The organism is Nocardia rhamnosiphila NBRC 108938 (genome assembly GCF_000720425.1).
Taxonomy (GTDB): Bacteria; Actinomycetota; Actinomycetes; order Mycobacteriales; family Mycobacteriaceae; genus Nocardia; species Nocardia rhamnosiphila.
Genome location: NZ_JOAJ01000002.1, coordinates 72410 through 95503 on the forward strand (window position 1 = coordinate 72410; position 23094 = coordinate 95503).

Here is a 23094-nt window from a genome sequence, read left to right on the forward strand (position 1 = left end):
GTGGGACGCGGGTGCGTCACCCGCGGTGGGCGATGGCCTCGATCTCGACCGTCGCGCCGTAGGGCAGCGCAGCGACCTCGACGAACGACCGCGCTGGGCGCGGTTCGGCGAACACCGCCTCGTAGTGCCGGTTCGCCTCGTCACGCAGGGCGACGTCGGTGACGAAATAGGTGGTCTTCACGACGTGCTCGAGCGTCATATCGATGGTCGAGAGCCGCTCGCTCAGCCGCGCCATCGCGGCTTCGAGGGCTTCCCGGCGGCCGGGGACCGCGACCCCGTCCGCATCGACCGACAGTGCGCCGGAGACGAATCCGAAGCCGGCGATACCGAAGGCCGGGCTATAGGGATGAGCGCTCATGGTGCTCCCTTCTCACAGACCTGCCCAGGGCAGCGGCTGCCCGGACACGTCGAGGTAGATGCTCTTCTGGTTCATATAGGACCGGATTCCGTCGCGGCCCTTCTCGGTCCCGATACCGCTGTCCTTCAGCCCGCTGAAGGGGGTCGAGATGCTGAACTGTTTGTAGGTGTTGATCCACACCGTTCCGGCCTGCACGGCACGGGCCGTGCGCCAGGCGCGCCGGTAGTCGGAGGTCCAGATTCCGCAGGCCAGGCCGAACACCGTGTCGTCGGCCTGGGCGACGACATCGGCCTCGTCCTCGAACGGGAGCACGACGGCGACGGGCCCGAAGATCTCCTCCTGGCAGATCGTCGCGCTGTTCGGGACACCGGTGAGCACGGTGGGCAGGTAGTAGGCGCCCGTGGCGAGGGCGGGATCGGCGGGGACCGCGCCGCCGCACAGCACCGTCGCACCCGCGCGCACCGCGTCGTCGACCATCGCCGCGACCCCGTCCCGATGTTCGTGGGAGACCATGGGCGCCACCTGGGTGCGCGGATCGGTACCCGGTCCCACCCGCAGTGCCGTGGTCGCCGCGACGAGCCGGTCGACGAACTCGTCGTACACCGCGCGCTGGACGAAGACCCGGGAACCCGCGATACAGCTCTGACCCGACGAGGAGAAGATGCCGTACAGGACCCCGGCGAGTGCCTGCTCGAGATCGGCGTCGGCGTAGACGATGGTGGGCGATTTCCCGCCGAGTTCGAGCGTGATCGGCATCAGCTTCTCCGCGGCGATATGTGCCAGCGCGCGACCCGTCCCGGTGCCACCGGTGAACGAGATCTTGCCGATGCCCGGATGCCGGGCGAGCGCGTCGCCGACGGTCCGGCCCGGGCCGGGCAGCACCGACAGCAGACCGGGCGGCAGACCTGCCTCCTCCGCCAGCCGGGCCAGCAACAGGGTCACCCACGGCGCCCATACCGGCGGTTTGGCGACCACCGCGTTGCCCGCGGCGAGAGCCGGGGCGATCTTCTGCGCATCCGAGGCGATCGGCGAATTCCACGGGGTGATGGCGCCGACGACGCCCATCGGTTCGTGGGTCGCGAAGGTGAGGAACGGACCCCGCCGGGGCGTGATCGCCTCTTCCATCGTCTCGAGCGCCGACGCCATGAACCGGAAGGTGCCGGCGGCGCTGCGCGCGAGTGCGCCGGTCTCGGCCAGCGTCTTTCCGGTGTCGACGGTTTGCAGGGCGGCGATGCGGTCGGCGTTGGCCTCGATCGCGGTGCCGATGCGGTACAGGACGGCCGCACGCTCGTGCGGTAGCAGTTCGGTCCAGCCGGAACTCGCGACGGCCCGCAGGCCGCCGTCGACGGCCAGGTCGACATCGTGTGCCACGGCGCCGTGCAGGCGGGCGAAGACCCGGCCGGTGGCCGGATCGACCGATTCGATGACCTTGCCCGAGCCGCGTACCCACCGGCCGGCCACGAAGATCTCGTCGGTCGTGTCGGGGACCGGTCCGGCCGCCCACGAACGGTCGAGGTCCGCGGTGTCGGCGGGCACGGTCCGGGGTTCCGGCCCGAAGGCGGAGGTCCCGCTCGCCGCCTGCGGCGAACGAGTGCTCGTGCTGCTCTGTAAGTCCATCGGAGTCTTCATCCGTTCCCTCTGTCGCAGCACTTGTCCGGGGCAGTCACAGCTCCGAATCCCTCCAGTAAAAGAGTCTGAGCTAAAAGATACTTTGCGTCAAGATGTCTGCGTGAAATTGTGGTGCCGGTCCGGCCCGGGCCTCTTCCAGATACTCGCCGTAGCGTCGAACGGGCCGGTCAGGCGATGAGATTCGGCGAGCCGGTCAGGTGCGCCAGCGTCCGCAGGATCGAGTACGGCACCACCGCGCTGGTACGCGGATTATCCGCGCTCGGCAGATTCTCGATCTTGATCGAGTACCTGCCGATCGGCCCCGAAGCCTCTATCTCGTGACAGGTCAGCTCGGCGTCCGGATCGGCGTACAACTCGACCGATACCGTCTCCCAATCGCTCACCGCGAAACTCACCGCGGCGGCGACATTGAGCGATTTCGGGAACAGCCGCGCCGCTTCGGCCGAGCTGCCCGCGAATACGCGCAGTCGCGTCGCGGTGGTACTGATCCGGTGCTGCTCCGCCGCGTCCATCCACGGTTGCACCAGCGACCGCGGCGATTTCGTCGACCGGACGAGCACGCGGTCGAACGGCGCCGCGTCGCGTGCGGCCGCGAGCAGGTCGAGACCGCCGACCGCACCGTGTGTACACACGACCCGACCCGGTCCACTACCCGCGACCTGTTGCGCGAACGCGGGATCCGACAGCGCGCCGACCGACGACACCAGCAGGTCGCACCCCGCATCGACCACTTGTCGCCCGACTTCCCAAACCGCCTCCTGCGAGGCGCATTCGACCACCACATCCGCGATCTCGAGCGCGTCCGCGAGCGAGAGCGCGGGCGCCGGGAGGTCCTCGACCGGAGACCGATTGACGATCCCGACCAGCTCGGCGCCGGGCACATCGCCGCGGCCGAGCCGATCGGCCACAACCGCGCCGATACTCCCGTAACCGAGCACGCACACCCGCACCGGTTCCCGGCCTTCGAGCACCGCGGTGGTGCGGCGCGCGCCGTTGTACCCCGAAGTCATGGCGCTCCCTTGGAAAGAGTTACATTCGGCCGGCGGAGACTGCGCCGTAGGCGGAGGTATCGCCTCATAGCGCCCCCTCGGAATCGATCGGCTGCGGACGGCAGAGACCGCAGCGTACACGGAGGTGTCGCCTCATCATGCCCCTTCCGAAACGGTTGTATGCGGACGGCGGAGGCCGCAGCGCAGGCGGAGATATCGCCTCATGACGCTTCCTCCGCTCCGCGCGCGGCAATCGCCGCGTAGACCCGTTGCGGTGACAGCGGCAGTTCGGTGAGCTGGACACCCACCGCATCGGCGACGGCCTGGGCGATGGCACTGGCGACGGGTAACATTCCACCCTCCCCCATACCTTTGCTGCCGAACGGTCCCGCGCCGTGGCCCTGCTCCTGCGTGATCGAGACGAACCGCTCGGGGATGTCCTCGGCGAGTGGCACCCGGTAGAGCAGCGCCTCGGCGTTGAGGAGTTCACCGTCCGGGTCGTACCGGAGTTCTTCGAACAACGCCTGTCCCAATCCGAATACCGCGGCCCCTTCGTCCTGACCACGGCACGCGATCTTGTTGATCACCTTGCCGGCGTCACCGCTGACCGCCAGTTGCAGTACCGTGATCCGGCCCGTCTCGGGGTCGACCTCCACTTCGGCGGCCGCCCAGCCGATCTCCCAGAACACACACGGTGCCTCGAGCGGCGCCCGGTGATCGTTACGCGCCTTGTAGAAACCGTCGGCGGAGAATTCGAACCCTGTGTTCCCGAAAACCTCCATGATCATCGGGAACAGATCGTGCACGGTCCCGTCGGGAGTGCGCACATGCCAGTCCACGAGCTCGAGCCCGGCGGGATCGACGGCGAGTTGCGTACCGGCCCAGTCGAGTACCTCGTCCCGGAGCTTCTCGGCCGCCGTCCGCACCGCCTGACCCATCACCGCCACACCCGACGACGCGTTGGTCCCCTGGTCGAACGGAGTGTTGTCGGTGTCGATACGCGCGTAGGCCACCCGCGCGGGATCGCAGCGCAGCACCTCGGCGACCAGTTGCGCCATCGCGGAGTGCCCGCCCTGACCCATCTCGGTGAGCGCGCAGTTGAGCAGGATGTCACCCCGCGTGGTGACCTTCACCCTGGCCATCGCCGGTTTGTTGATACCGCCGCCGTCCTTGACGCCGACCGAGACGCCCATCCCCCGGTTCCCGGTGCGGGCACGCCCGTGATAACCGATCGCGTCGGCCACCAGCCGCATCCCCGCCACCAGGTCGGAGTCGATCCCGGACTCGCCCGGCACGAACTCCTCCCCGAGCGCCTTGAGATTGCGTACCCGCAGTTCATACGGATCCAGGCCGAGGCGATCCGCGATCAGATCCACCTGCCGCTCACTGGCCCACGTCGCCTGGGTGCCACCGAAGCCCCGGTAGGCCCCGGCCGGCACGGTATTGGTGGTGACGACCTTGCACACCGAATCGATATGCTGCCAGCGGTATGCGCCGGGCATCCGGTAGCCGGCCTTCTCCGCGACCGCCGGACTGTGCTCGGCATAGGCGCCGCCGTTGAGCAGCACCGTCGACTGCCGTGCGACAAAGGTCCCGTCGGCACGCACACCCGATCTCACGATGAGCGTCGCCGCGTGCTGCGAGACCGTGAGGAACACCTCCTCGGTGGTCATACAGAACCGGACCGGACGTCCACCGCTGAGCTGGGAGAGCCGGATCGCGACCGGATCGGCCTTGGGCCCGTTCTTCGCGCCGAAACCGCCACCGATCAACGGGACGTGGACGCGGATCCGGTTCTCCGGCAGCCCGAAAACGCGCGCGAGTTCCTTACGCAGGTTGAACGGCGCCTGCGTGGAGGTCCACACCTCGATCTCGTCGGCGCTCGCCTCGGCGACGGTCACGAACGGTTCGAGATGCATATGGTTCATCCGCGAGAACTCGAAGGTGTCCTCGTAGATGTGGTCACACATCTCCCAGACGTCGGGCGAACCGGTGCGGTACCGGAACTCGTAGCTCACGTTCGGTTCGCTGCGCAACGACGCCGACGCGCCCTCCCCGTACTTCGGGATCACCCCGAACGGCTCGTCCGGATGGATGACCGGCGCCGATTCCGCGAGGGCCTCGTCGACGGTGAATGCCGCCGGCAGCACCTCGTACTCGACCCGGATCAGGTCCAGCGCCGCGAGCGCGGTGCGCTCGTCGACGGCCGCGACCGCGGCCACCACGTCACCGACGTACCGGACGACACCGGTCGCGACCACCGGCTGGTCCTTGACCATGGTCCCGTAGCACTGCAAACCGTCGATCTCGTCCTGGGTCACGATCGCGGTGACACCCGGCAGCGCCCGTGCGGCCGCCGTGTCGATGGAGACGATGCGGGCATGCGCGTGCGGACTGCGCAGCACCTTCGCGTGCAGCATGCCCGGGCGCACGATATCGGCCCCGTACACGGCCCGTCCGGTCACCTTCGCCGTCGCGTCCGCGCGCGGGCCGTCGCGGCCGACCACCCGGTGTTCCGGTGGTGCCGTCGGCAACTCCCGGATCCGGTACCCGCCGACCGTTTCCCCGCCGTCGACAAGGTGGGTACGCGCCTCGACCAGCGGGCCGGCGGCCGCCGACCGATCCGATACCGCTGTCATTCGCGATCCCCGTCCTGCGCGGCCGTCAGTTCCGCCGCGCGTTCGACGGACTCCATGATCATTTCGTAGCCGGTACAGCGGCAGGTGTTCGAACTGATCCATTCGCGAATGGTGCCGCGGTCCGGACAGGGTTCCCGGCGCAGCAGACCGGTGGTCAGCATCAGCATCCCGGAGGTGCAGAAACCACACTGGTAACCACCGCATTCCGCGAACGCGCGCTGCTGCGGCGAGAGGGTTCCGTCCAGGGCCGCCAGTCCCTCGACGGTCTCCACCGCGGCGCCGTCGACCGCGAACGCGAATGTCGAGCAGGAGGCGACCGGCACATCGTCGACGAGTACCGTGCAGGCTCCGCAGACACCGCGCTCACACGAACGCCGCACACCCCGGCAGCCGAAGTCGTCGCGCAACACATCGAGCAGGACCGCGCTGGAATCGATTCTGCAGTTGTGTTTCTCGCCGTTCAGGCTGAACTCTATCGAGGTGTCGAGCGCGCTCGGCGGAACTTCCGCGCCGGCCGGTCTCGTCTCGGCATCGGGATCACACATGCGGTTGGTCCTCACGCTGGGGAGTGGCAGCGGCTGCCTCGTGGAGCAGCCTGCGGGTCAGCACCGCGACGAGGTGCCTGCGGTACTCGGCGGACCCGGTGTAATCGCCGATATCGTCCGGGAGTTGCGCGGCGAGGGCCGCGGCGGTCGGCACCGCGTCGATACCGGCCGCCGACGTGGCCTCGGTGTCGACGCGCAGCGAGATACCGCGGCGGTACTCCGACCCCGCGGTGGCGTGGACGGACAGGGTGGCGCCGGCACCCCGCCGGATCGCGAGCGCGACCGTCGTGGTCGGGCGCATCGACCGCTCGTACCCGAACCACACCAGATCCGCGGTGGACACCTCGATACCGGTGAGCAGGGCGGTGGTGTCGTCGGTCCACAGGTCGCCGGGTGCGAGAGTGCGGTCGTCCGAAATCGACAAGCGGGCGTCGAGGGCGCCCAGCAGCAGCGGCATCTCGTAGCGATGGCGCCGGGCCATCAGATTCCCGCCGACCGTGCCGGTGTACCGGATCCGGACGGTGGCGATCCGCGACCATGCTGCCGCGAGTCCGGGGATCGCCGCCGCCACGGTCGCACTGGTCGCCCCCTCGTGATGAGTGACCATCGGCCCCAGGTGCAGGACACCGTCGTGGTGTGTAATCGCTTTCAGGCCGGCGACTTTCCGCAGCGATACCAGCGCCCCGGGCGTACAGCCCTCCCGGATCCTGGCGACGAGATCGCTGCATCCGGCACCGATCACCGCCTCCGGGTCGGCGGCGAGCACCGCCTCCACCTCGGCGACCGATTCGGGGCGGTACAGCCGGAACGGCGCGAGAGCCGATTGACTCTGCGCGACGATTCCGGATCCGTCGACCGTGGCCCGCATCAGTGCGCCTTGCTCGCAACCGAATCGCGCGGACCGTCGGCTGCCACGCCCTCACCGCGAAGCAGCCTTGTCACGTGCGAACGGATCTCGACGAATCGTGGATCCGTCTTGGTGGTGATGTGATCGCGTGGCCGCGGCAGATCGACCTCGATCGTCTCGGCCACGATGCTCGGCGGTTTCGACAGCACGATGATGTGATCGGCGAGGTAGACGCTCTCGTCGATATCGTGGGTGACCACCAGGACAGTGATCCCGAGCCGCGCCTGGATCGCCAGGAGCAGATCCTCGAGTTCGGCGCGGGTCTGGGCGTCGACCGAGGCGTACGGCTCGTCCATGAGCAGCAGTTTGGGATGGCTGGCCAGCGCCCGGGCGATGGCGACCCGCTGCTGCATACCGCCCGACATCTGCCAGGGGTAGAGCTTCTCCTTGCCCGACAGGCCGACCGCGTCGATGGCCTCCTGGACCCGGGCGGCGCGCTCCGGCCGCGGCAGCTGCTCGAGCGGGAAGGCGATGTTCTTGTCCACCCGCATCCACGGGAACAGCGAGCGCGCGTAGTCCTGGAACACCATGGCCAGGCCGTCGGGCACCCCGGACACCTGCCGGCCGTCGAAGGTGACCGCACCGGTCGTCGGCACATCGAGCCCGCTGATGATCCGCAGCAGGGTCGACTTGCCGCAGCCGGAGGGCCCGACGATCACGCTGACCTTTCCGGCCGGGGCGTCGGCGGTGATATCGCGGACCGCGAGATTGGTTCCGTAGGACTTCGAGATGCCGGTGAGGACCAGCTCCGCGGACGTGGTCGTCACATCTGTACTAGTCATTTTGCTGAGTCACTCCTCGGTGCCAGGCCAACGCCCGCCGTTCGGCGAATACGAAGATGAAGTTGAGTGCGACGCCCAGGGCGGCCAGCACGATCAGGACCGACCAGAATCCGGTGTAGTCGAAGTCGCGCTGTGACCGGATCAGGAGATAGCCGAGACCGTTCTCGGCCTTCTGCAGTTCGGAAATGATCATGATGATGAGCGACAGCGACATCGCGGTCCGCACACCGGCGAATATCTTGGGCCCGGCGCCGGGCAGGATGATCTGCGTCAGCACATTCCAGCGCGAGATCTTGAACACCGCGGCCGCCTGCATCCGGCCGGTTCCCACGCTCTGCACACCGTCGATCGTGTTGAACAGGATGGGCCAGACCACGGAGAACGCGATGAGGAAGATCTTCGGGCTGTCCCCCGTTCCGAACAGGAAGAAGAACACCCCCAGCAGGGCCGGGCTGGGCAGCGACCGCCCGAGATGGATAAGCGGCTGGAACAGGGCCGTGAGCACCGGAACGATACCCAGCGCGACCCCCAGCGCGACCCCGAGCACGACGGCCAGCAGTAGTCCCGCCATCGCACGGTAGACGCTGGGGAAGAAGTGGTCGAAGGTCGCGTCGCCGAGGAAGAACCGGCCGGCGTCGGCGCTGAAGAAGTCGGTGAAGACCCGCTCGAACGCCTCGAACGGCGGCGCCACGATCAGTGAGCCGACCTCCGACTGCGACAGACCCCACCACGCGGCGAGGATCAGCACCGGGACCAGCAACCGGATACCCGTATTGCCCAGCAGCGCCGCCAGGGAGCCGCGGGTGCGCGCGGCCGAGGCGAGTGCGGGAGACTTCGGACCCGGCCGCACGGCCGGCGCGGCGAGTCCCGTGTCGTCGGTCGATGCGACCATCACTGGGCCAGCCCCTTCTTCCAGGCGAACACCTTGTTGTCGAGGGCGGTGAAGACGGTGCTCACCGCCAGGCCGAGGACCCCGGCCACCAGTGTCGCGGCGTATACGGTGTCGAGATTGGTGGCGTTGGCGCTGTTGAGCAGGATGTAACCGCCGATCCCCTGCCCGTTGCCGATCAGCAGTTCCGCGCTGACGGCGACGATGAGCCCGATCGACGCGGCGATCCGGATCCCGGTGAACGCGAAGGGAAGTGCGCTGGGGATCTTGATCCGGCGCAGGATCGCGATCCCCGAGAGGCCGAAGGTCCGGGCCGTCTGCACGGCGGTGGCGTCGGTGGCGCGGACGCCGTACAGGGTGTTCAGCAGGATCGGCCACATACAGGCGAGCGCCACCGTGATCGAGAGCGGCAACATTCCCGAACCCAGCAGCAACACCAGCACCGGACCCAACGCGACCGACGGCAGGACCCGGAAGACCTCGACCGGGAGTTCGAACGCGAGGAACACCTTCGCGAAGGCGCCCATCAGGCCGCCGAGCACCATCCCGGCCACGGTCGCGATCAGCAGGCCGAGCATCCATTCGCGGAGGGTGAACCCGACCTCCTGCCAGAAGATCTGATCTCCGAACAGTGCACCGGTCTCCGCCAGCACCCGGCTCGGCACGGGCAACCCGGGCGTGGAGATCACTCCGGTCCGGATGACCACTTCGGTCAGCGCGGCCGTCCCGAGCACGCCCACGATTCCACAGGCGATCTGCTGTTTCCGGCCGAGCGGCTCACTGAGGAGATTCATCTCAGTCCTCGAGCGTGATGAGGTGCGGGGTGACGTCGAAGCCCTCGGGGATCCGCCCCTGGGCGGCGAGCATCTCGGCGACGGACTGCATCTTCGCCGGATCCATACTCGACGCGAAGATCGGCAGTGACATCGACTGGGCCACCTCCGCGGGGACCTTCGCGACACCGGGCAGCCAGCTGCGGAAATCGGCCTCGTGGGCGGAGATATCGGCCCCGGCGGCGTAGATCGCGCGCGCGAACGCCGCGGTGGTGTCCGGGTTCGCGTCCACGAAATCGTCACCCGCGACGAAGATCGACGCCGGCAGGGCATTGTTGGTGTCCGTCGTGAGGTCCGCGATCTCCCGCATCCCGGCGCCGCGCGCGGCCGAGGAGAACGGCTCGGGGGCGTATCCGACGTCGATCGATCCGGCCTGCACCCCGGGCAACATCTCCGGGAAGGGCACCTCGACGTACCGCGGTTCGATATCGACGCCCTGGTCGGCCGCGAGGTTGCCGATGGTGACATCGCCGATGTTGTTGGTGGTGTTCACGCCGACGGTCTTACCGTTGACATCGGCCAGCGATCGGATCGGCGAATCCGGCTTCACATACAGGATTCCGCTGCCGTCACCGAGGGAGGCCGTATGCGCGACGGTCGTGATCGGCGTCTTGCGGGACTGCGCGATCGCCGCGGAGATCGAGTTGGCGATGCTGAAGTCGAGTTCCCCCGAGGCGACCTTCTGGATACCGATGGGCCCGCCCTGGATCGGCTCGAGCGTTACCGTGAGCCCCTCCTTCTCGAAGTAGCCCTTCTCGTCCGCCCAGTACACCGCCGCATAGTCGGCCAGCGGCAGAACGCCCACCGAGACCTCGGTCTGCTCGAGTGTGCCGTCGGTGGCCGCGGCGGTGCGCTCGCCCGAACCGCTGCACGAGCTCAGAACCAAGGCGGAGCCGGCCAGCAGGGCCGCGGCCGCGAGGCGGATTGTCGTCATGAACGTCTCCTGTCGGGACGATGGTGGCGACCGGGCTGGATTCCACCGCGGTTGCCGAACATCTTGGCTGCAAGAGATTTGTACTTCCTTACCGCTAAGAGGTCAACGCCGGATGGCCGGGAATTCGATGATTAACAGGCGGTTAACCCCCTCGGAATCTGACGTCTCAAACGGAGAGATGCAGGTCACACCCCGGATTTCAGTGTGACGGCCCCCACAGAAGATGCCGGAAAGGTTTCGCGAAGACGCCCCCGAAAACGACGAACGCTCCCAGATCGTGAGATCCGGGAGCGTGCAGAGCGGGCGCTCAGGCGGTGCGATCGACCGCGGCGCCCTCCCCCGCCGGCAACGCGGCCATTCGCAGCGACCCCTCCAGCACCGTGAGCAACCCCGCCAGCTGAGCCTTCTGATGGGGGTCCAGGCCCACCAGCATGTGCGCGAGTTCGGCGAAGTGCGCATCGGCGACCCGGTCCACGAGATCGCGCCCCGCGTCGGACAGGGTCACATAGACCACCCGGGCATCCTCGGGGTCGCGCTCCCGCAGCACCAGCCCGGCCTCCTCCAGCCGGTTCACCCGCAGCGTCAGGCCACCCGTCGTGACGAGCGTCTGCTTCGCCAGCTCACCCGCCGTGCGCCGGAACTCCGGCTCCGCGCGGCGCAGGCACGCGAGGACATCGAACCCCGCCTCATTGGTGCCGAACTGCTCGAACACACCGTTGATCCGGGAGCGATAGAGCAGGAAGCTGCGATGCATGCGCCCGAAGATCTCCAGCGCGGAGACATCGAGTTCGGGCCGCGACTGGGCCCATTGCCGGATGATCTCGCCGACACCGTCCGAGTTTTCCGTCACTGCCTCTGCCACAACCCATCCCTCGTCGCCGACCGGCTTACCTTTGCGCAAAGGTACTGTACGATCTTTTCTATCATCCCACCAGCGCGGGACTCCGGCGATCGTCTCGCCGGGAAAGCTCGGTCGCCGAGTCGACGCGAACGCCGATAGCGGCCACCGGCCGCGAACCGCGTATCGGTCGACGGTACGCGGACCGGCACGACAAGGCAGAGGGTAGCCCGGATGCACGAGGTGCTGAACACAGTGGCCCGATGGCAGGCAGCCGGAATCGACTGCGCCCTGGTCACAATCGTCCGATCGGCGGGCTCGATTCCGCGGCCCGTCGGCACCGTCATGGCCGTCGCGCGAGACGGGACCGTCGTCGGCAGCATTTCGGGAGGCTGCATCGAGAGCGATGTCTTCCATCTCGCCACCGAGGTGATGACCACCGGACAAGCGACCGTCCGCCGGTACGCGGTCGACGATGCCGGCGCCGGATCTGTCGCGCTGATGTGTGGCGGCTCGATGGATGTCCTGGTCCAACGCGCGGGGCCGAGCGATATCCCCGGTCTCGCACTGGTCGCGGACAGCGTCGCGGCGGGCCGGCCGGTCGCGACGGCGACCGTCGTCTCCGAGGGCGCCCACCTGGGCAGGTCGATTGTCACCACCGGCACCGTCCGGTCGGGCACCTGCGGCGATCCGCTCCTGGACGCGGCCGTCGTCGCCCGGGCCACCCGGCACCTCGAGGCCGGCACGGTGACGACCGTACAGCTGGGCGAGTCCGGAGACTGCGCCGAAACCGCGCTGTCGGTATTGATCTCGTCCATCGCGCGGCCGCCGAGCATGCTGGTGTTCGGCGCGGTCGACTTCGCCCACGCGCTCGTCCGGGCGGCGAAACTCCTGGGGTACTCGGTGACACTGTGCGACGCCCGGCCGGTTTTCGCGACTCGCGAACGCTTCCCGGAAGCCGACGAAGTGGTCGTGATGTGGCCCCAGGACTACCTGAAGCAGGCGGCGATCACACCGTCCACCGCCATCTGCGTTCTCACCCACGATCCGCGCTTCGACGTGCCGGCCCTCGAGATCGCCCTACGTTCCGACGCGGGCTACGTGGGCGCCATGGGCAGCCGGCGGACACACACCGACCGGATGGAACGTCTCCGCGCCGCCGGGGTGACCGACGCCGAGCTGAGTAGGCTGTCCTCCCCGATAGGTCTGGATCTGGGCGCCGCGACACCGGAGGAGACCGCCGTCTCCATCCTCGCCGAGGTCATCGCCCTGCGCCGCGGCGGCAGCGGGGGCCGGCTCGGACGCAGCGCCGGACCGATCCACCCACCGGAGCCCGCCGAGACGAACCACCGAGATCTCCTCGACACAGCGTAGGAACCGCGGCCCGCCCACCTCGGCCGACCGGCCGAGTCACGCGTGCCGCCTATCACTCCGGGCGTCCGGGCCCGGCGAAGGCACCACGGAAGCAGATCAGCGCCGACGAGCGTCGCGAACGGCTTCTCGCCGCGTCGCTGCGGGTGCAGCGGGAGAGGATCGGCGCGGCGACCACCCGCGCCCGCTGCGACCTCGATGCCGCCCGGCCCGAAGTCTCCCCCGGCGTGACACCGGCGGACAACATCCGCACACTGCCGATCGGTGTAGATCAGAAGTACTCGGCGGCGACTCGATACAGTGCCGGGTGAGCGGTGGCGATCGTTCTCGCTTCGTCGGCCGAAGCGACGACCGTGGGATTCAGACCGGCGGCCTCACACGCTTCGGCGCTGTCCCAATGCGCGATATCGACGAGCTGGAACCGCGCGTCCGGCAGTATCGCCCGGTGCAGGCGGACATCGCGGAATCCGGGTGCGGTGCGCATGCGTGCCGCACGGGCACGCCACTGGTGAACGAATTCGTCGATCAGCTCGGCGGGGAGTTCGATGGCATTGACGAATGTGACGCCCTCGGTCGTCCGAGGTTCGTCTCCGTCATCGACCGGCGGCACCGCTGCGACCGGGGTGTCCCGAATCGTTCGCCCTCGATCGCTGCTACGGTTCGCCGTCCAGGCATCACCGCGACGTTCGTGCTCGAGCACCTCCTCGGCGAGCGCCGCGGTCTCGGCGCCGAACAGCCGCTCGACAAGCCACAGCCCGAGATCGATACCGGAGGTGACCCCGGCCGAGGTGACCAGATCGCCGTCGTCGACGACGCGACCGCCGACCACCACCGCCCCCTGCTGCCGGAGATCGTGCTCGGCGATGTGATGTGTCGTGCACCGTCGTCCGGTGGTGATCCCGGCCGCCGACAGCAGCAGCGTTCCGGTGCAGGTGGCCGCGAGGATCAGCCCCGGACGCCGGGCCGCGATCAACGCACCGGGCACAGCGCCGCGGCGGATCTGCTCCTGGACGGGAGACCCTTCGCCGTAGCCGCCGCCGGGCACCACGATCAGATCGGCGCGGCCCGGGGACCACGGGGTGCGGATGGTGATCTCGAGACCTGCCGCGGTGGTGACGGTGCCCGGACCGTCGACGGTGACGAAGCTGTGCTGCACCTCGCCGACCACGCCCAGCGCAGTGACGGGGCCGATGAAGTCCTGGTCTTCCACCCCGTCGTAGAGCACCGTATGTACACGAAGAGTCATCGAATCCTCCGGTAGGAGTTGCGGTTACCTCCTGAGTATCGCGGTGGACGGACGAGCCGAACAGTGGCTTGATCGCCACAGTTACGTAAGATCTGGCCATGCATTCTGTCGCTGTGCTGGCTGTTGACGGAGTCGTGGGTTTCGAACTGGCGATTCCGTGCCAGGTCTTCTCCCTCGCCCCCGGCTACCGCGTCCGCGTGTGTGCCCAACGGAAGAAGAACATGATCGCGACGGCCGCCGGGGAGGAAGTGTTCGCCTTCTCCTCGCGCTACGGCCTCGACGATGCGCTCGACGCCCAGACGGTGATCGTCCCGGGCGCCGACCCCGATGCGGTGCCCGACCCGCGCGTCCTGCGGGCTGTGCGGGCGGCGGCAGACCGTGGCGCCCGAGTGGCCTCGATCTGCACCGGAGCCTTCATCCTTGCGGCCGCGGGACTATTGGACGGCCGGAAGGCGACAACGCACTGGCTGCTCGCCGACCACCTCGCGGACCGATACCCGTCCGTGACGGTGGACCCGTCGGTCCTGTTCATCGACGACGGAACGATCCTGACCTCCGCGGGCGTCGCGGCGGGCCTGGATCTGTGCCTGCATCTGGTGCGCCGCGACCGGGGCGCGGCGGTGGCGGCCGACACGGCACGGCAGATCGTGATGCCACCCCAACGGGCGGGCGGGCAAGCACAATTCATGGCGCGGCCGGCGCCCGCCGCGCCATCCGACGACCTCGGCCCGACATTGCGGTGGATGCAGGACAACCTCGCCACACCGATATCCCTGGCCGACATCGCCACCAAGGCCTCGATGAGCACCCGCAGCCTGTCACGGCGATTCCGAGCCCATACCGGTACGACGCCTACGCAATGGCTGCTCGACCGCCGCCTCCACCGGGCCCGGGAACTACTCGAGACGACCACGCTCCCCATAGAGAGCATCGCCGCAACGGCAGGATTCGGATCGATCGAAACCTTCCGGTACCACTTCGTCCGGCACGTCGGCACCACTCCCGCGGCATACCGGTCGACATTCCGGACAGCGCCGACCGCATAGCCGGCAATCTCGGCACTCGATTTTTCCCGCTACCACTGGTCGCAAACTGTTGCCGGTGCGCCGCACCGGCCGAACACGGCGGCCGTGTTCGCAGCGTGCCGGGTTCGGACCGGCGCTCATCTCCGAGAAGGACACGATCTAGGCTCCCCATCATGATCGGTGATCTCGGCTTCCGCTGCTCGTGCTGCGGAGCGCACCACCCCGAATTGCCCATGAGCTACACGACCGACGCCCCCGCTGTATGGGACCCGGCTTTCGCTACCGCCGACGACTGCCTGCTCTCGTCGGACCAGTGCGTGATCCGCGCACAGCACTACTTCGTCAAAGGTCTGATCGAGATACCGGTCATCGACAGCGACGAAACATTTTCGTGGGCGGTCTGGGTGTCGCTCAGCAGCGAAAACTACTCCCGCGTGACAGACCTGTGGAACACCGCCGGCCGCGAAGCCGAGAAGCCCTACTTCGGCTGGCTCACCACCGACCTCTCGGTCTACTCGCCCACAACCCTCGATCTGAAGACCCGACTCCACACCCGCCCGGTCGGCGAGCGTCCCTTCATCGAGCTCGAACCCACCGACCACCCCCTCGCCGTCGAACAACGCACCGGCATAACCCGGGACCGGGTACGCGACATCGCCGAGGCGATGCTGCACACTCCGCACCACAGCAAACGGCAATGAGGGACGATGCGCGAGCGCAGCTACCCCCTCGGCCACCGGCACGCCTGAGTCGCCGGGCCCGGTACTTTCTCGAAGCACACGCGGTGCGTGTTCCCCACCAGGACCTCCGCCGCTGTCGGGACGTGTGGCTCGCGCACGGGATACCCGCGGCGGAGATCGACCGGGCCGTGGCCTTCCAGGACGCCTGGGGCGGCACCGCCCTCCCTCCGGCCCCCGCCTACGAGGGCGGCCCCCGCGTGCTGGACGCCGATGTTCCCGAGGCCGCCGCGGAGGGGTGGCGCTTTCGGGCCGGCGACTGCCGCGTGTCCATGGCCTACGGATTCGTGATCGGGCCCGGCGGCGAATTCGGAATCGATGCCGAGCGTTGGACCCCTCTGCATGCCGGCCCGCAGGGATGGGTGGAAGCCCTGGCACTGGCCCACCACGCCGGTCGCTGGGCCCGGACTGTCACAAAGATCACGGGCGACGCCGTCGAACAGCTGGATCTCGACGGCTTCGAACCGGTACCCGAAGTCCAGGGACTCACCGATACCTGGTGGCGCGGCGCGGATTCCCTCATCGCCATCTACGACGGTGAAGCCGTCGGCTTCGCCGCCCCGCACTGCCGGGAGGCACATATCTACGGCGGACTCGACGCGTGGGGCCTCGACGGCCACTGACTCGGGGCGATATCCGGCTACTCGGCGCCGCGAGAGGTGAAGTCGAAGGATCCGCCGTCGATACCCCAGGAGATGACCCGCTCGGGGTGAATTCGGATGATCGCACGTTCCTGGGTCGGGAACGGCGGTTCTTCGTCATCGAGCGCTTCGGCCGTGCCGCGCACCTCGATGCCGCGAATCACGTACGGGTCCAGCGAGACCTGCTGATCGATGACGAACGACACCCGGCTACCCGCCTCGATATTCCGGAACTTGCGACTGGCACGCATCCGCATGCCCCCGATGTCGATCGTGCCGTCGGTGTTCACCCGATAGCCGGTCGGGTTGTTCTGCACCACACCGTCGTGCGACACCGTCGCCAGCCGTCCGATCCCGGCCTCCGCGAGGAACTGCTGTTCATTACTGGTGAAGGACATGTCGATTACTCCTCGGTGAATCCGCTATGAGGTGTGCCCCGGCAATCAGCCGGATGTTGTCGGATGCGGGAAGGGCAAGCTGTTGCCTGCCACGACCCGCCCGTCGATGTTCCTAGCATCGCTAGGAACCAGAGCAAAGGTACCATTCGTTCGCTACCTTGTCTAGCGATGCTAGTTTTCAGAGGGCTTCCGCGAAGCGCTGCCGGCGGATCAGCGAGATAAAGGTGGAACCCGCCTGGATCCGCAAGGATCGACCCCTGGCGGCTATGTTGAGCGAAGGCCGGATGGCCGGATAGCGCTGGACAAGGGAACGCAATGAGAGCCGTCGTCTACCGCCGCTACGGCGGGCCTGAAGTGCTGTCGGCAGAAGAGACCGCGAAACCGGACCCCGGGCACGATCGAGTGCTCGTCCGGGTTCACGCCGTATCGATCAATCTGTCCGACTGGGAGTGCCTACAGGGCACACCGTTGTACGCCCGAATCGGCGGGCTGCGCAGGCCCGCAAGACAAGTGCTCGGGTCCGATATCGCAGGAGTCGTCGAATCCGTCGGCGCCGGTGTGACCCGGTTCCGGCCCGGCGATGCGGTGTACGGGGACAACCTCGGCCTCAAAGGCGGTTTCGCGGAGTACGCCGTGGCACCGGAGTCCGCCTTGGCCCCCAAACCCGATTCGCTGACCTTCGCCCAGGCCTCGACACTGCCGCAGGCGGGAGCGATCGCGCTGCAGGGCATCGCGGGCACCGGTCCCGGCGATTCGGTGCTGATCAACGGTGCGGGTGGAGGTTCGGGGTCCTTCGCCGTCCAACTCGCCAAACGGCTCGGCGCGCACGTGACCGGGGTCGACAACGGCGAGAAGCTCGACTACATGCGGTCCGTCGGTGCCGACGAGGTGATCGATTACCGCGACCAGGATTTCACCCGGGCCGGCACCTACGATCTGGTGCTCGACCTCGTCGCCCGGCGCTCTGTGTTCGCGTACCACCGGGCGCTCGCCCGGGGTGGCCGGTACCGCTGCGTCGGCGGAACCACAAGGACCCTGGTGAGGCTGTTGACTGCGGGAACCGTCGTGGGCGGGCTGACGGGCCGGCGAATGGGGGTGCTGGCGGTGAAGTCGGGGCCGGCGCACTTCACCCCACTCGCCGGCCTGTGTGCGGCCGGGGAAATCCGGATTCATATCGACCGCCGTTTCGCGCTCGACGAGACCCCCGAAGCGCTCGCATACGTCGGAGCCGGGCATTCGCTCGGCAAGGTCGTGATCGAGGTCATGTGATGACGTACACGTCCGGCCTCTGATCCGCTTCGAGTGCGGTTCGATCCCGATGATCAGCACTGCCCGGCCGGGTTTCGGTGTTCGAGCCTTCGAACTGTGTGGCGTACGGACCATTTGATTCGGCACCGCCTAAGGTCTCACTCGGTCCGCCCATCAGGGGCAGCTGAGTGGAGGGGTTCGAAGTATGAAGTTCGAGAAGACGACTGCCGCCGTTTTCATGACCATCTCGGCCATGGGTATCACCTCGGCAACCGCCCGTGCAGAGCCTGCCGTAACGAGCCAGCCGACCGCCGTGACCGTGGGGGACACCACTTCCGGTGTCGATCACGGGATCAACTACCGGATCACCGTTTCGCCGGTCGACGGGGTCGTTGTCACCACCGTCGAGAATGGCAGGTTCGGGCCGGCACAAAACGGTGCGGTGGTGCTCGAAGCCGGCGACGGAACGGCCGTGGCCGAAGTGCCGCAGTGGTACGCCGCGAACGGCCGTTGGATATCGATTGCGCAGCACATCAGTGCGGACGGCCACACCCTGACACTGACACCGGCCACGACAGCGGACGATAACGCGCGAGTGCAGGACATCAGCTCCTACAGCCGACTCGTGGAGCAGATCGACAAGAATCTGCCCGGCGTCGTCGGCGGTGCCATCGTGGGCGGCATCCTCGGGGCATGTCTGTTCCTGATCTGGGGAGTCAGCATTCCTGTGGGTGTGCTGGTCGGTGGGACAGTCGGCGGATACGTCATGGGCGGCCCGGAGTTCCTCGACGCGGTACAGGCGTTCGCCACCGGCCGGCCGTGATCACGGGCAGGTGAAACAACGGCCGACCGGACGCTCGCCCGATCTCGGCCGGATCCTGCCGCACGTCACGGATTCGAACCGGTCGGCGCCATGACGCACCATCGACTACCCGGACCCGCGACACCGCGCGCCTGGAGCCGACGGCGAGCGCCCGGACCCTGTGTAGGGCTTGTCGGGTCAGATTGTCAGCGGCGCGGATTCGGGAAACTCCACCGGCAGTGCGGTCAGCGCACGCTGGAAAGGCCCGGGGCGCCAGGTGAGCTCCTCGGCCGGTACGGCGAGACGCAGTTCGGGTAGCGCGTCGAGCAGCTGGTCGATGGCCTCCTGCGCCACCAGGTAGGCCACCTCTTTCGCCGGGCACATATGCGCTCCGATACTCCATGCGAGGTGGGCACGGTTGTCGGTGTACGCCCCGGTATCGATGGCCGGATCGTTGTTGCACGCGGCGAGGCTGATCATCACCGGCTGATGAGCGGGCAGCCAGACCCCGTCGATCAGCACCGGCTGGCGGGGGAAGGAGATCGCGTAGTTCGCCACCGGCGGGTCGGTGAACAGCACCTCGTCCACGGCGTCCCGGGTCGACAGGCTCCCGCCGAGGATGCCGCCCGCGAAACGCTCGTCGGTGAGTATCAGCCGCAGCGAATTGACGATCAGGTTCTGTAGCGGTTCGATCCCTGCGCCGAAGAAGCTGTAAACGTTGTGCAGCATCTCCTCGTCGTCGAGGTTCGCCGGGTCGTTCACCATCCGGGTGACGATGTCCTGACCGGGCTTGCTCTTCTTGAGGCTCACCAGATCGGCCATGGCCTGTTCCAACATGGCGTTGCCCTCGGCGGCGGCCGCTGTCGATCCTTCGATCATTGTGGCCATTCCTGCCGCCGCGCGTTGGCTGATGTCGGCCGGACAGCCCAGTATGTCGTTGAGGAGCGCGAAGGTCAGCGGGAACGCGTACTGCTCGATGAGTTCCGCCGAACCGGTGGTGCAGAAAGCGTTGATGAGCGGCACGGCGATCTTTTCCACTCGGCTGTGCAGCGAGTAGAGATCGACCCCGTTCACCCCGGCAACGGTTGCCTGCCGGTAACGGGCGTGCACAGGGCCGGAGTTCCGCACAGCCGACGGACGCCATTCCAGCAGGGGAAGAACGGGGCAATCGCGCGGGATATCTCGCTGCCAGATACGCGAATCCGCCGGGAAGTGCTCAGGATCGTTGAGGATGCGCACCGCGGTGTGGTAGCCGACGACGAGTGTCGCCGGGACGCCGGGAGCCAGCTCGACCGGCACCAACGCGCCGTACCGGCGGCGCATTTCGCGATAGGCGCGGTGCGGTGCCTGGGCGATCTCCTCGGCGTAGAACGGAACCCGGGGCCCGTCGGCGCTCTGGGGTGATCCGTGGATGAGCGGAAGTGCGGTGGACTGAGCGTCGGGCGGCGGCGGAAACAACTGTGTCACTCCATATGTGCAGACGGATGTGGCGCCCGGAGGCAGCTCTGCCGACGCCACCGGAACGCCCGAGGCGAGACTACTCGAGGGCGGCGCCCGATCCGAACCGACCGCCCGGCATCGACCACTTCGTATCCGATCTGCAATGCGCGGTTTCGTACTCGCCCACAGGTATTGCCGCAGGCTTGCCGTGCGTATTCGAACCGATCGTCGAACAGGCTCTCTTCGTCCCGCTCGCCCTCATCGGACAGCCACTGCCCGGCCGCCCGCCGGCACCGCGGGTTCGCCCGACGTCAGGGAGACACCGACGCTCGATTCACTCGGCCGCTGCGGGTTCACCGGCAATGTCCGGTCGCATGGCTTTGAGGAAAACCTCTACGAGGGCGTCGGCGTATTCGGTGGTCAGCGGGCCGGACCGGAGCAGCCATCGCTGATAGACAGGCGCGTAGAGCAATTCGAGGGCCAAATCGAGGTCGGCGTCGGCGTCGAGTTGTCCGGCTCGTTGCGCGCTGCGCAGCCGGTCCTTCTTGGCCTCGTCCACGGGACCGGCCAGCTTGGCGTGGTACTGGGCGGCGAGGACGGGATCGTTGATGATCTCGGTGTTGAGCGCGCGGATCGGTCCCTCGAACGCGGGATCGGCGAATTCGGCCACCGTCGCCCGCATCACGGTCCGGAGGTCGGCTTTCAGGTCGCCGGTGTCGGGCAGCGCCATGCTCTGGTCCGGCCCCTCTTCGCTCAGCGCCAGGAAGGCGTCCAGGACCACCGCGCCTTTCGAGGGCCACCAGCGGTAGATGGTCTGTTTGCCCACGCCGGCCCGGGCCGCGATGGCCTCGACGGACAGCTTCGTATATCCCAACTCGGAGACCAGCTCACGGGCCGCGGCGAGGATGGCCTGCCGGGAGCGCTCGCTGCGGCGCGCGGGGTCGGGTTGTTTGACCATTCTCAGAGCGTAACACCTAGACGAGACGATACGAGTCGTCTCGATATGGCGAAGGGCGCGACCTACCGCCCGGTCTCGTTACGGCGCATCGAACAAGAGGAGGCGAAGCCCACGTCGCAGCGGATCCCACCGACCTCACCTGCGTGCCGTCTGCGCTCACCGGTGAACCCATCCCTGGTATCCGGTTGCCGGGCGTCCATGCGGAGTGCTGAACTCCCCCGATGCTCCTGATCTGCGGGAACTGGGCAGGAAGTTGAGGCGCGCGGTCCATATGTACTCAGGGTACGGCGGCAACAGGGCGCAGGCAGCTGTCCGGGGGGTCGACGAGAAAGCAGGGTGCCACGCCCCGGGTGGGTCGATAGTCCCCGGGCACACCACCTTCCGCGATGGTCCGGGTGTACGTGCCGACAGCGTCGGTCGGGCGGCGAGTGAGGCCCGGGTCGGTGGTGGTGTCGACGGTGTAGAGGCCGAACCGGGGTCGGAAGCTCCCCCATTCGTAGTTGTCGGTGAGACTCCAATAGTTGTAGCCCATCACGTTCATACCGTCGGCCTTTGCGCGCTGGATCCAGTAGACGGTGTCCTGGAGATGGGCACTGCGAGTGAAACCATCGGCGCGTGGATGTCCGTTGTCGGTGGCCATACCGTTCTCGACGATGTAGAGAGGTTTACCCGGGAAGCGGTCGGCATAGTGCCGGAGGGCGAAGTAGATCCCTTCCGGACGGATCGGAAGCTCCCAGATCGACGGTCCGGGCGGGACGGCGGATCCGACGGCGCCGCCCAGGTACTCGATAATCGTCCGCGCCGCGTCGTAGCCCCAGTAGTAGTCGATTCCGACGTAGTCCAGGCGGGCGGCGATACGGTCGACGAGGGCGCCGTTGATCCGGTCCTCCGCGCCGGCGACGTAGCCGACATTGCTGGTCACCTGCGCATTCGGCCGGACGTGATGGATATGGTCGTAGATACTGTTGTGCGCCTGCGCGATCCGGTCCAGCATCTGCGGGGCGTCGGCGTTGCCGCGGCCGGACTCGTGGGCGATATAGGCGACGGGTTCGTTCACGGTGACCCACAGCGGGTCGCGGGCGGCATAGCGGTCGACGACGGCGCGCATATTCGCCAGCCAGTCCTCGACGATGGTCGGGCTGCGCCAGCCGCCCCGGTCGGCGATCCAACCCGGATACACCCAGTGGTCGAGGGTGATCATGGGTCGCATACCGGCCCGGGCAATGCTCGCGATCACCGCGTCGTAGAAGCGGAAAGCCTGCTCGTCCCAGACCCCCGGCGCCGGCTGCAGGCGTGCCCATTCGACCCCGATCCGGAATACCCGGACGCCCAGGTCCGCGGCGAGGCGGATATCGGATTCGAAGCGGTCGTAGAAATCCACCGAATTACCGAGGCGGTCATAGGCGGGGTTCGCCGCGATATACCGAGTCCAGTTGCTGTCGGGTGCATGGCCTTCGGCCTGGAACCCGGAGGATGCCACACCCCAGAGGAACCCGCCGTCCAATCGTGGTAGCCCGGCAGAAGGTTGCGGCGCGGCCGCGGCGTGCGCACAGAACAATACGGTCGAAACGAGAACCGTGAGCGAAGCTACCCAGTACCGACGGAGCCGTGGACGCATCGCCTCAGGGTAATGCCGGGGAGCACCGGCTCGGCACAGAAACGCCGATCCCGCGGACGATACCGGCGAGCGACGGGATGTCACAACACCATGGCCATCCGGCTTCCTCGTCTGGAGCTTCCCGCTCGAACCCACCCGGCGTCCCGGGACCCGGAGCCGGACAGCCAGGTCGGATACCCGCCCGTGCGAGGTACGCGCCCAAGCGTGGTGCGCCGCGGGCGGCCGGCGGCGGATCCCGTCCGGTCGCGCAGTGCGACGGGGCGCGGA

General features: G+C 67.7%; 22 protein-coding genes. 6 read left to right on the forward strand and 16 right to left on the reverse strand.

The window, feature by feature from the left end; genetic code table 11:
- Positions 1-16 precede the first annotated feature (16 nt).
- From IG75_RS0109155 to IG75_RS0109205, 11 genes are all read right to left on the reverse strand, one after another.
- The gene (locus tag IG75_RS0109155) at positions 17-358 is read right to left on the reverse strand and encodes a RidA family protein (protein ID WP_030520755.1); all 342 of its coding nucleotides are present in this window, start codon (positions 356-358) and stop codon (positions 17-19) included.
- Between the two features lie 12 nt (positions 359-370).
- Complete coding sequence (locus tag IG75_RS0109160) at positions 371-1975, reverse strand: aldehyde dehydrogenase (protein WP_081876809.1); 1605 nt, start codon at positions 1973-1975, stop codon at positions 371-373.
- Positions 1976-2154: 179 nt separating this feature from the next.
- Positions 2155-2997, reverse strand: coding sequence for an aspartate dehydrogenase domain-containing protein (locus tag IG75_RS0109165; RefSeq protein WP_030520757.1), 843 nt, complete (start codon positions 2995-2997; stop codon positions 2155-2157).
- Between the two features lie 200 nt (positions 2998-3197).
- Complete coding sequence (locus tag IG75_RS0109170; RefSeq protein ID WP_081876765.1) at positions 3198-5615, reverse strand: xanthine dehydrogenase family protein molybdopterin-binding subunit; 2418 nt, start codon at positions 5613-5615, stop codon at positions 3198-3200.
- Positions 5612-6160 (reverse strand): (2Fe-2S)-binding protein, encoded by a 549-nt coding sequence (locus IG75_RS0109175; RefSeq protein ID WP_030520759.1) that lies wholly within the window; start codon positions 6158-6160, stop codon positions 5612-5614. The genes IG75_RS0109170 and IG75_RS0109175 overlap by 4 nt, the downstream gene beginning before the upstream one ends.
- Entirely contained in the window at positions 6153-7028 is an 876-nt protein-coding gene (locus IG75_RS0109180; protein ID WP_030520760.1) for an FAD binding domain-containing protein, read from the reverse strand. Before IG75_RS0109180 ends, IG75_RS0109175 begins: the two co-directional genes overlap by 8 nt.
- Positions 7028-7849: an ABC transporter ATP-binding protein gene (locus IG75_RS0109185; protein ID WP_051714429.1), complete on the reverse strand. Its 822-nt coding sequence runs from the start codon at positions 7847-7849 to the stop codon at positions 7028-7030. Before IG75_RS0109185 ends, IG75_RS0109180 begins: the two co-directional genes overlap by 1 nt.
- Entirely contained in the window at positions 7842-8741 is a 900-nt protein-coding gene (locus tag IG75_RS0109190) for an ABC transporter permease (protein WP_051714430.1), read from the reverse strand. The genes IG75_RS0109185 and IG75_RS0109190 overlap by 8 nt, the downstream gene beginning before the upstream one ends.
- A complete protein-coding gene (locus tag IG75_RS0109195) occupies positions 8741-9532 on the reverse strand; it encodes an ABC transporter permease (protein ID WP_030520763.1) in 792 nt (263 codons plus the stop codon). Before IG75_RS0109195 ends, IG75_RS0109190 begins: the two co-directional genes overlap by 1 nt.
- 1 nt (position 9533) lies before the next feature.
- On the reverse strand, positions 9534-10505 hold the full coding sequence (locus tag IG75_RS0109200) for an ABC transporter substrate-binding protein (protein ID WP_030520764.1): 972 nt from the start codon (positions 10503-10505) through the stop codon (positions 9534-9536).
- 307 nt (positions 10506-10812) lie between these two features.
- Positions 10813-11367, reverse strand: coding sequence for a MarR family winged helix-turn-helix transcriptional regulator (locus IG75_RS0109205; RefSeq protein ID WP_156058792.1), 555 nt, complete (start codon positions 11365-11367; stop codon positions 10813-10815).
- 210 nt (positions 11368-11577) lie between these two features.
- On the opposite strand from IG75_RS0109205, the gene IG75_RS0109210 reads away from it, so the two are divergent.
- Entirely contained in the window at positions 11578-12717 is a 1140-nt protein-coding gene (locus tag IG75_RS0109210; RefSeq protein WP_030520766.1) for an XdhC family protein, read from the forward strand.
- A 268-nt stretch (positions 12718-12985) separates the two neighbouring features.
- Here IG75_RS0109210 and IG75_RS39820 read toward each other — a convergent pair whose 3' ends face one another.
- Entirely contained in the window at positions 12986-13960 is a 975-nt protein-coding gene (locus tag IG75_RS39820; RefSeq protein WP_210436792.1) for a DJ-1/PfpI family protein, read from the reverse strand.
- Positions 13961-14058: 98 nt separating this feature from the next.
- Here IG75_RS39820 and IG75_RS0109220 point away from each other — a divergent pair, with 98 nt between their 5' ends.
- The 3 genes from IG75_RS0109220 to IG75_RS0109230 all read left to right on the forward strand — a co-directional run bounded on the left by IG75_RS0109220 (position 14059) and on the right by IG75_RS0109230 (position 16345).
- On the forward strand, positions 14059-15006 hold the full coding sequence (locus tag IG75_RS0109220) for a GlxA family transcriptional regulator (protein WP_030520768.1): 948 nt from the start codon (positions 14059-14061) through the stop codon (positions 15004-15006).
- 152 nt (positions 15007-15158) lie between these two features.
- On the forward strand, positions 15159-15686 hold the full coding sequence (locus IG75_RS0109225) for a DUF2199 domain-containing protein (RefSeq protein WP_081876766.1): 528 nt from the start codon (positions 15159-15161) through the stop codon (positions 15684-15686).
- Between the two features lie 83 nt (positions 15687-15769).
- On the forward strand, positions 15770-16345 hold the full coding sequence (locus tag IG75_RS0109230; RefSeq protein WP_210436793.1) for a hypothetical protein: 576 nt from the start codon (positions 15770-15772) through the stop codon (positions 16343-16345).
- A 17-nt stretch (positions 16346-16362) separates the two neighbouring features.
- On the opposite strand, the gene IG75_RS0109235 is transcribed toward IG75_RS0109230, so the two are convergent.
- On the reverse strand, positions 16363-16761 hold the full coding sequence (locus IG75_RS0109235) for a PPOX class F420-dependent oxidoreductase (protein ID WP_030520771.1): 399 nt from the start codon (positions 16759-16761) through the stop codon (positions 16363-16365).
- Positions 16762-17076: 315 nt separating this feature from the next.
- On the opposite strand from IG75_RS0109235, the gene IG75_RS0109240 reads away from it, so the two are divergent.
- Both IG75_RS0109240 and IG75_RS0109245 read left to right on the forward strand, forming a co-directional pair.
- Entirely contained in the window at positions 17077-18030 is a 954-nt protein-coding gene (locus tag IG75_RS0109240; protein ID WP_030520772.1) for an NAD(P)-dependent alcohol dehydrogenase, read from the forward strand.
- A 184-nt stretch (positions 18031-18214) separates the two neighbouring features.
- Positions 18215-18832 carry a DUF8020 domain-containing protein gene (locus tag IG75_RS0109245; protein ID WP_030520773.1) on the forward strand — a complete coding sequence of 206 codons (618 nt, stop codon included), beginning with the start codon at positions 18215-18217 and terminating at the stop codon, positions 18830-18832.
- A 177-nt stretch (positions 18833-19009) separates the two neighbouring features.
- On the opposite strand, the gene IG75_RS0109250 is transcribed toward IG75_RS0109245, so the two are convergent.
- From IG75_RS0109250 to IG75_RS0109260, 3 genes are all read right to left on the reverse strand, one after another.
- Entirely contained in the window at positions 19010-20269 is a 1260-nt protein-coding gene (locus IG75_RS0109250) for a cytochrome P450 family protein (protein ID WP_030520774.1), read from the reverse strand.
- A gap of 316 nt (positions 20270-20585) precedes the next feature.
- Entirely contained in the window at positions 20586-21209 is a 624-nt protein-coding gene (locus tag IG75_RS0109255; RefSeq protein WP_030520775.1) for a TetR/AcrR family transcriptional regulator, read from the reverse strand.
- A gap of 277 nt (positions 21210-21486) precedes the next feature.
- On the reverse strand, positions 21487-22827 hold the full coding sequence (locus IG75_RS0109260) for a family 1 glycosylhydrolase (protein ID WP_030520776.1): 1341 nt from the start codon (positions 22825-22827) through the stop codon (positions 21487-21489).
- Positions 22828-23094 lie beyond the last annotated feature (267 nt).

Coding starts and splice junctions, on each gene's coding strand:
- IG75_RS0109220 (WP_030520768.1), top strand. CDS start 14,059: ATGCATTCTGTCGCTGTGCTGGCTGTTGACGGAGTCGTGGGTTTCGAA.
- IG75_RS0109210 (WP_030520766.1), top strand. CDS start 11,578: ATGCACGAGGTGCTGAACACAGTGGCCCGATGGCAGGCAGCCGGAATC.
- IG75_RS0109180 (WP_030520760.1), bottom strand. CDS start 7,028: ATGCGGGCCACGGTCGACGGATCCGGAATCGTCGCGCAGAGTCAATCG.
- IG75_RS0109170 (WP_081876765.1), bottom strand. CDS start 5,615: ATGACAGCGGTATCGGATCGGTCGGCGGCCGCCGGCCCGCTGGTCGAG.
- IG75_RS0109240 (WP_030520772.1), top strand. CDS start 17,077: ATGAGAGCCGTCGTCTACCGCCGCTACGGCGGGCCTGAAGTGCTGTCG.
- IG75_RS0109200 (WP_030520764.1), bottom strand. CDS start 10,505: ATGACGACAATCCGCCTCGCGGCCGCGGCCCTGCTGGCCGGCTCCGCC.
- IG75_RS0109235 (WP_030520771.1), bottom strand. CDS start 16,761: ATGTCCTTCACCAGTAATGAACAGCAGTTCCTCGCGGAGGCCGGGATC.
- IG75_RS0109165 (WP_030520757.1), bottom strand. CDS start 2,997: ATGACTTCGGGGTACAACGGCGCGCGCCGCACCACCGCGGTGCTCGAA.
- IG75_RS0109225 (WP_081876766.1), top strand. CDS start 15,159: ATGATCGGTGATCTCGGCTTCCGCTGCTCGTGCTGCGGAGCGCACCAC.
- IG75_RS0109155 (WP_030520755.1), bottom strand. CDS start 358: ATGAGCGCTCATCCCTATAGCCCGGCCTTCGGTATCGCCGGCTTCGGA.
- IG75_RS0109160 (WP_081876809.1), bottom strand. CDS start 1,975: ATGGACTTACAGAGCAGCACGAGCACTCGTTCGCCGCAGGCGGCGAGC.
- IG75_RS0109245 (WP_030520773.1), top strand. CDS start 18,215: ATGAAGTTCGAGAAGACGACTGCCGCCGTTTTCATGACCATCTCGGCC.
- IG75_RS0109185 (WP_051714429.1), bottom strand. CDS start 7,849: ATGACTAGTACAGATGTGACGACCACGTCCGCGGAGCTGGTCCTCACC.
- IG75_RS39820 (WP_210436792.1), bottom strand. CDS start 13,960: ATGACTCTTCGTGTACATACGGTGCTCTACGACGGGGTGGAAGACCAG.
- IG75_RS0109255 (WP_030520775.1), bottom strand. CDS start 21,209: ATGGTCAAACAACCCGACCCCGCGCGCCGCAGCGAGCGCTCCCGGCAG.
- IG75_RS0109260 (WP_030520776.1), bottom strand. CDS start 22,827: ATGCGTCCACGGCTCCGTCGGTACTGGGTAGCTTCGCTCACGGTTCTC.
- IG75_RS0109175 (WP_030520759.1), bottom strand. CDS start 6,160: ATGTGTGATCCCGATGCCGAGACGAGACCGGCCGGCGCGGAAGTTCCG.
- IG75_RS0109190 (WP_051714430.1), bottom strand. CDS start 8,741: ATGGTCGCATCGACCGACGACACGGGACTCGCCGCGCCGGCCGTGCGG.
- IG75_RS0109195 (WP_030520763.1), bottom strand. CDS start 9,532: ATGAATCTCCTCAGTGAGCCGCTCGGCCGGAAACAGCAGATCGCCTGT.